Source organism: Salinivibrio sp. IB643 (genome assembly GCF_001996105.1).
Lineage (GTDB): Bacteria > Pseudomonadota > Gammaproteobacteria > Enterobacterales > Vibrionaceae > Salinivibrio > Salinivibrio costicola.
The window spans coordinates 1-6,224 of sequence record NZ_MUFF01000054.1 but is presented as its reverse complement, the minus strand read 5'-3'; the positions used below and the strand labels follow the sequence as shown (position 1 = coordinate 6,224).

Genomic DNA, 6,224 nt, shown 5'->3' with positions numbered 1-6,224 from the left:
GCAATATACTGATTTTTATGTGATTAAAATCAAATAATCATCGAGAGAAGGCACGATCAAATGCCTCTAAATATAGGCGAGTTTATGATGCTTGCTGACGTGGCTGTTGTGAGCATATGGCAAACAATGGTCGCAACTTGTTGTTTAATAAATGAACACTCCGTCCAAAAAACCATAGGAAAGCAAGCGTGTGTCTTTTATCACAAATTTTTATGTGTAGAATACGGCAGGCATTTTTTGCCCCGTGCTATACATTTTCGCCGTGCGAGCCAAAAGCGCGGTCAATCAGCACCGATATCAAATAAAAATTAAAACTATGCGCTGTGGGGAGCGACACCTCTGGGCGGTAGCGTGTCTATTGATCACTGCCCTTATGCATCGCCACACGTTTAAAGCTAGGTAACCCAAGGAAAAACCAATGAAAATTGCTGTTGCGGGCACAGGCTACGTGGGCCTTTCAAACGCGATGCTGCTTGCCCAACACTTTGATGTGGTCGCGCTCGATATTAATGAAGAAAAAATAACGCAGCTCAACCAAAAGCAATCCCCTATTGTTGATGCAGAAATCGAAGACTTTCTGGCCAACAAATCTCTGCGCTTTACTGCCACCTTAGATAAACACCAAGCCTACCAAGACGCTGATTTTGTCATCATCGCTACCCCCACCGATTACGATCCAGAAACCAACTACTTTAATACTCGTTCTGTCGAGGCGGTGATCCGTGATGTGATGGCCATTAACCCGCAAGCGACCATGGTGATTAAATCGACGGTGCCTGTGGGTTATACCCAACAGATCAAACAAGAGATGGGAAGCGATAATATCCTCTTCTCGCCTGAATTCTTACGTGAAGGCAAAGCCCTTTACGATAACCTGCACCCCTCGCGCATTATTGTGGGTGAGCAAAGTGAGCGCGCAAAGACGTTTGCCAGCCTCTTGCTCGAAGGCGCGCTGAAAAAAGACGTGCCAGTACTGTTTACCGACTCGACCGAAGCGGAAGCCGTAAAGCTGTTCTCTAATACCTACCTCGCCATGCGCGTTGCCTACTTTAATGAGCTGGATAGCTACGCTGAAACCCACGGTTTGAATACTCGCCAAATCATCGAAGGGGTAGGGCTAGACCCACGCATTGGCGACCATTACAACAATCCATCGTTTGGTTATGGTGGTTACTGCCTGCCAAAAGATACCCGCCAACTGCTTGCCAACTACAACGATGTGCCGAACAACTTGATTCAGGCCATTGTSGATGCCAACACTACCCGCAAAGACTATGTTGCYAACGCSATTTTRCGCCKTGARCCMAAAACSGTGGGTATCTACCGTTTGATCATGAAAGCSGGCTCAGACAACTTCCGYGCCTCATCCATWCAAGGGATTATGAAGCGCCTAAAGGCCAAAGGCGTTGAAGTRATTGTGTACGAGCCAGTCTTAAAAGAAGACACCTTCTTTCACTCAGAAGTCACTCACGACCTTGAAGCGTTYAAACAACGYGCTGATGTGATTGTRGCYAACCGYATGGTWGATGAAATCCGCGATAGCGCCGAGAAGGTGTATACGCGTGATTTGTTTGGGACGGATTAAAAGACCAAAGGTTAAAAATGAAAATACTCGTCACAGGCGGTGCAGGCTTTATTGGCTCTGCCGTTATCCGCCATATTATTCAGCACACCAACGACAGTGTGATTAACCTCGATAAACTGACGTATGCTGGCAATCTGGAATCGTTAGCGCCAGTTTCTGAAAGCGATCGCTACGCGTTTGAGCAAGTGGATATTTGCAACCGTGCCGAATTAGACCGCGTCTTTGCCGAGCATCAACCCGATGCGGTGATGCATCTAGCGGCTGAATCGCACGTTGACCGCTCAATCGACGGTCCCGCGGCCTTTGTCGAAACCAATATTGTGGGTACCTATACCCTATTAGAAGCGACTCGCGAGTATTGGAACCAGCTTGATGACAGTGCTAAACAAGCGTTTCGTTTCCATCATATCTCAACCGATGAAGTCTATGGTGATCTTCCACATCCTGATGATGTTGAACAGGGGGCGGAATCTGCAAATGAAGCTCTGCCGATGTTCTTGGAAACGACCCCTTATGCACCCTCAAGCCCTTATTCAGCGTCTAAAGCCTCAAGTGACCATTTGGTTCGTGCTTGGATGCGCACTTACGGACTACCAACCATAGTCACCAATTGTTCCAATAACTATGGTCCCTATCACTTCCCTGAAAAGCTGATCCCACTTGTTATTCTGAATGCCTTAGCAGGTAAAGCCTTACCTATCTACGGTAAAGGCGACCAAATTCGTGATTGGCTGTATGTCGAAGACCATGCTCGAGCGCTATATAAAGTCGTCACGGAAGGCGAAGTTGGTGAAACCTACAACATAGGTGGCCACAATGAAAAGAAAAACGTTGAGGTAGTCGAAGCGATTTGTGCAATTTTAGACACATTAGTCCCGAAAACGACTTCCTATGCCGAGCAAATCACTTACGTGCAAGACCGTCCTGGGCATGATCGCCGTTATGCGATTGACTCGAGTAAAATGCAACAAGCGCTTGGCTGGACACCGGTCGAGACTTTTGAAACCGGCTTGAAAAAAACGGTTCAATGGTATTTAGATAATCAAACCTGGTGTCAAAATGTTCAGGATGGTAGTTACCAGGGTGAACGCTTAGGTGTTGCTTTAGCGGAGAGTAAATCATGAAAGGTATCATTCTAGCGGGTGGTTCAGGCACACGTTTATACCCATTAACTCGCGGCGTGTCCAAGCAACTCTTGCCGATTTACGATAAGCCAATGGTGTTTTACCCGATTTCGACACTGATGCTCGCCGGTATCAAAGATATACTGATCATCACAACACCTGAAGATAATGCGGGCTTCCAGCGTTTGCTTGGTGATGGTTCTGATTTCGGTGTTAATCTTGAATATGCAATTCAGCCAAGCCCAGATGGTCTAGCGCAAGCGTTTATCATTGGTGAAGAGTTCATCGGTGATGATAGCGTATGTTTAGTCTTGGGTGATAACATCTTCTATGGTCAATCTTTTTCAAAAACACTACAAAGTGCCGCTTCAAGAGAATCGGGTGCGACCGTGTTTGGTTACCAAGTGAAAGACCCCGAGCGTTTTGGTGTGGTCGAATTTGATAAAAACATGAAGGCCGTTTCGATTGAAGAGAAACCCCAAAAGCCTAAATCCAATTATGCGGTAACAGGGCTCTATTTCTACGATAACCGCGTGGTTGAGATGGCTAAGAAGGTGGAGCCATCAGCCCGTGGTGAATTGGAAATCACCACGTTGAATGAAATGTACCTCAATGATGGTTCATTGAATGTGGAGTTATTAGGCCGTGGTTTTGCATGGCTAGATACCGGTACCCATGAGAGCTTGCACGAAGCGTCTTCTTTCGTTCAAACGATTGAAAATGTTCAAGGTTTGAAAGTTGCTTGCTTGGAAGAAATTGCATGGCGTAACGGTTGGTTGAGTGATGAGCAAGTTTTGACTCTGGCAAAACCAATGATGAAAAATGAATATGGCCAGTATTTGACGCGCTTGGTTAATGAAACTAAAAATAGGACATAGGCTTAATGCGTGTATTAATTACTGGTTGTCACGGTCAAGTAGGTTCTTGTCTCACAAAGCAGTTAGCTAACGATGAGCATATCGAAGTATTAGCGTTTGATAGAGAGCACCTTGATATTACCAATCAAAAAGCGGTCTACTCCGTTGTTACTGAACTCCAACCAACTATCATTATCAATGCTGCGGCTCATACAGCGGTTGATAAGGCTGAAGAGGAAGTCGAGCTTTCTGACGCGATAAACCATTATGGTCCAAAATACCTCGCACAAGCAGCACAAAGCGTTGGCGCAGCCATTTTACATATTTCGACCGATTATGTCTTTGAAGGCAATAAAGTGGGCGAGTATGTGGAAACGGATGCGACAAACCCGCAAGGGATTTATGGTAAAAGTAAGCTCGCTGGTGAAATTGCTGTTGCCGAGGCGTGTGATAAACACATTATCCTTCGTACAGCATGGGTATTTGGTGAGCGCGGCAATAATTTCGTGAAAACCATGTTGCGTTTAGGAGAAAACAGAGACGCATTGAGTATTGTCAGTGATCAGTTTGGTGGGCCTACGTATGCGGGTGATATTGCGGGAGCGTTGATTCAAATGGCTAAGAGCATTACTCAGGGTGATGCGGTTGAGTACGGTGTTTACCATTACTCAGGTTTGCCACATGTCAGTTGGTTTGACTTTGCTGCTGCTATTTTTGATATTGCGGTAGAGCAAGGCGCTCTTGCAAATAAGCCGAGCTTAACGAGTATTACCACTGACCAATACCCAACCCCAGCTAAGCGCCCAAGTAATTCTCGATTAAGCACCGAGAAAATCACTCAACGCTTCTCTATTGAAGCGAGTAACTGGAAAGCGGCCTTAAATCAAATTCAAGAATATTCGGAAAAGTAATGAAAGTTATTGATACAAAAATCCCTGATGTAAAAATCATCGAGCCAACTGTATTTGGTGATAATCGTGGCTTCTTTATGGAAACGTGGCAGCAAAAAAAGTTTGAAGAATTAGTGGCAGGTAAGCCAACAACGTTTGTACAAGATAATCATTCTAAATCGAAGAAAGGAATTCTTCGTGGTTTGCACTACCAAACAGAAAATACTCAAGGTAAGCTTGTTCGAGTTGTTTCTGGTGAAGTGTTTGATGTTGCAGTGGATATCCGTAAAGATTCACCAACCTTTGGTCAGTGGGTAGGTGAGTATTTATCAGCTGAAAACAAGCGCCAATTGTGGATTCCGGAAGGTTTTGCTCATGGGTTTTATGTGACGAGTGATGAAGCTGAATTTGTTTATAAGTGTACAGATTATTACAACCCGATCGCAGAGTTATCAATCGCTTGGAATGACTCTGAGATCGGGATTGATTGGCCTGTGACATTAGAGCCAACTCTGTCAGAGAAAGATAAGCTGGGGATAGTAATAAAAGATATAAAACTTTTATAGTTCTCACTGCTGTTGCTCAGGGTAAAATCATCAATATACCCATGTTTAAACGGTTCGTTCCGTATTGAATTCTCAATTTTAGAACTTCACCAGTTAGCGTTATCACATAGAAATCGATAGTCCGATGAACCAGGATCCCCGTATGCAGGGAAAACGCATGAAGATCCGCGCCATGTCTGGGCCAGCAACTTAATGACTAAATTGTCACTTAGGGCTGAAAACCGTGCGTTATGCCATATTTATTAATTAAAATAAGTGAAAACAAAGGATCAATTTATTGATCATTTTCAGTGCGATTTAATGGTCTCCTAACGTTTAGGAGATTAAAAATGACAGAAGATAAAAGTCCATTTATGCATTTCGTTTCCATTAGAGACATTCGCCAAGAAGGTAAAGTTGAACATACGTTATCAGATATTATTTTGATAACGATTTGTGCGGTGTTGGCTGGTCATGATACCTGGAAAAGTATTAGTGATTATGGACGTAAGCAGCGTGATTTTTTGTTACGCTTTGGCTTCTCAGGTAAAACATCACCCTCGSCAGATACGATTGCAAGAGTGATGGGAACCATCAGTACAAAAGCATTACAAAAAGCCTTCATAGAATGGATGAAATCGTGTCATGAATTAACGGATGGTGAAGTGGTTGCCATTGATGGAAAAACACTGAGGGGTTCATATAACCGAGCAACAGACCAAGCTGCGATTCATATAGTTAATGCGTTCGCAACCGCAAATGATGTATGCCTCGGACAGTCAAAGGTAAATAGTAAAACCAATGAGATTACTGAAACCTAAGCTGCTGGAATTGCTCGATATTTCTGGCTGTTTAATTACTATAGACGCCATGGGTTGTCAGCGAAAAACCGCACAGAAAATCATTAATAAAAATGCCGATTATTTGCTCGCTGTTAAAGGAAACCAAGGTAAGTTAGATAAAGCGTTTGATAATTATTACCGGCCTTCAATGCTTCAAAAATTTGATGGTGATAGCTACTCATCACAAGAGAAATCGCATGGACGTTTAGAAACACGATGTGCACTCATCAATACCGATTTAGGTGTATTAGGTGATTTGGCTTATGATTGGCCTGAATTAAAAACGATGGACATCATGGTCAGTGTTCGACAAGAAGGCAAACACGCCGACGAATCCGATATTTCTGTGCGCTATTATATAAGTTCAAAAGCACTGACAGC

The 6,224-nt window shown here is 43.9% G+C and carries 5 protein-coding genes and 1 pseudogene; all 6 read left to right on the top strand.

Going from position 1 to position 6,224, the window contains the following annotated elements; all coding sequences use genetic code 11:
- Positions 1-418: 418 nt before the first annotated feature.
- Complete coding sequence (locus tag BZG77_RS14015) at positions 419-1,585, top strand: nucleotide sugar dehydrogenase (RefSeq protein WP_077647686.1); 1,167 nt, start codon at positions 419-421, stop codon at positions 1,583-1,585.
- Positions 1,586-1,602: 17 nt separating this feature from the next.
- Positions 1,603-2,709: a dTDP-glucose 4,6-dehydratase gene (gene rfbB / locus BZG77_RS14010; protein WP_077647685.1), complete on the top strand. Its 1,107-nt coding sequence runs from the start codon at positions 1,603-1,605 to the stop codon at positions 2,707-2,709.
- Positions 2,706-3,587 (top strand): glucose-1-phosphate thymidylyltransferase RfbA, encoded by an 882-nt coding sequence (rfbA, locus tag BZG77_RS14005; RefSeq protein ID WP_077647684.1) that lies wholly within the window; start codon positions 2,706-2,708, stop codon positions 3,585-3,587. The genes rfbB and rfbA overlap by 4 nt, the downstream gene beginning before the upstream one ends.
- 5 nt (positions 3,588-3,592) lie before the next feature.
- Positions 3,593-4,477 carry a dTDP-4-dehydrorhamnose reductase gene (rfbD, locus tag BZG77_RS14000; RefSeq protein ID WP_077647683.1) on the top strand — a complete coding sequence of 295 codons (885 nt, stop codon included), beginning with the start codon at positions 3,593-3,595 and terminating at the stop codon, positions 4,475-4,477.
- Positions 4,477-5,022 (top strand): dTDP-4-dehydrorhamnose 3,5-epimerase, encoded by a 546-nt coding sequence (gene rfbC / locus BZG77_RS13995; RefSeq protein WP_077647682.1) that lies wholly within the window; start codon positions 4,477-4,479, stop codon positions 5,020-5,022. The genes rfbD and rfbC overlap by 1 nt, the downstream gene beginning before the upstream one ends.
- Positions 5,023-5,351: 329 nt before the next feature.
- Positions 5,352-6,224: pseudogene (locus BZG77_RS13990) on the top strand (ISAs1 family transposase); the annotation flags it as partial.

What these genes read in the sequence shown, in the direction of transcription:
- rfbB (WP_077647685.1), top strand. Translation starts at nt 1,603, where the DNA reads ATGAAAATACTCGTCACAGGCGGTGCAGGCTTTATTGGCTCTGCCGTT.
- rfbA (WP_077647684.1), top strand. Translation starts at nt 2,706, where the DNA reads ATGAAAGGTATCATTCTAGCGGGTGGTTCAGGCACACGTTTATACCCA.
- rfbD (WP_077647683.1), top strand. Translation starts at nt 3,593, where the DNA reads ATGCGTGTATTAATTACTGGTTGTCACGGTCAAGTAGGTTCTTGTCTC.
- rfbC (WP_077647682.1), top strand. Translation starts at nt 4,477, where the DNA reads ATGAAAGTTATTGATACAAAAATCCCTGATGTAAAAATCATCGAGCCA.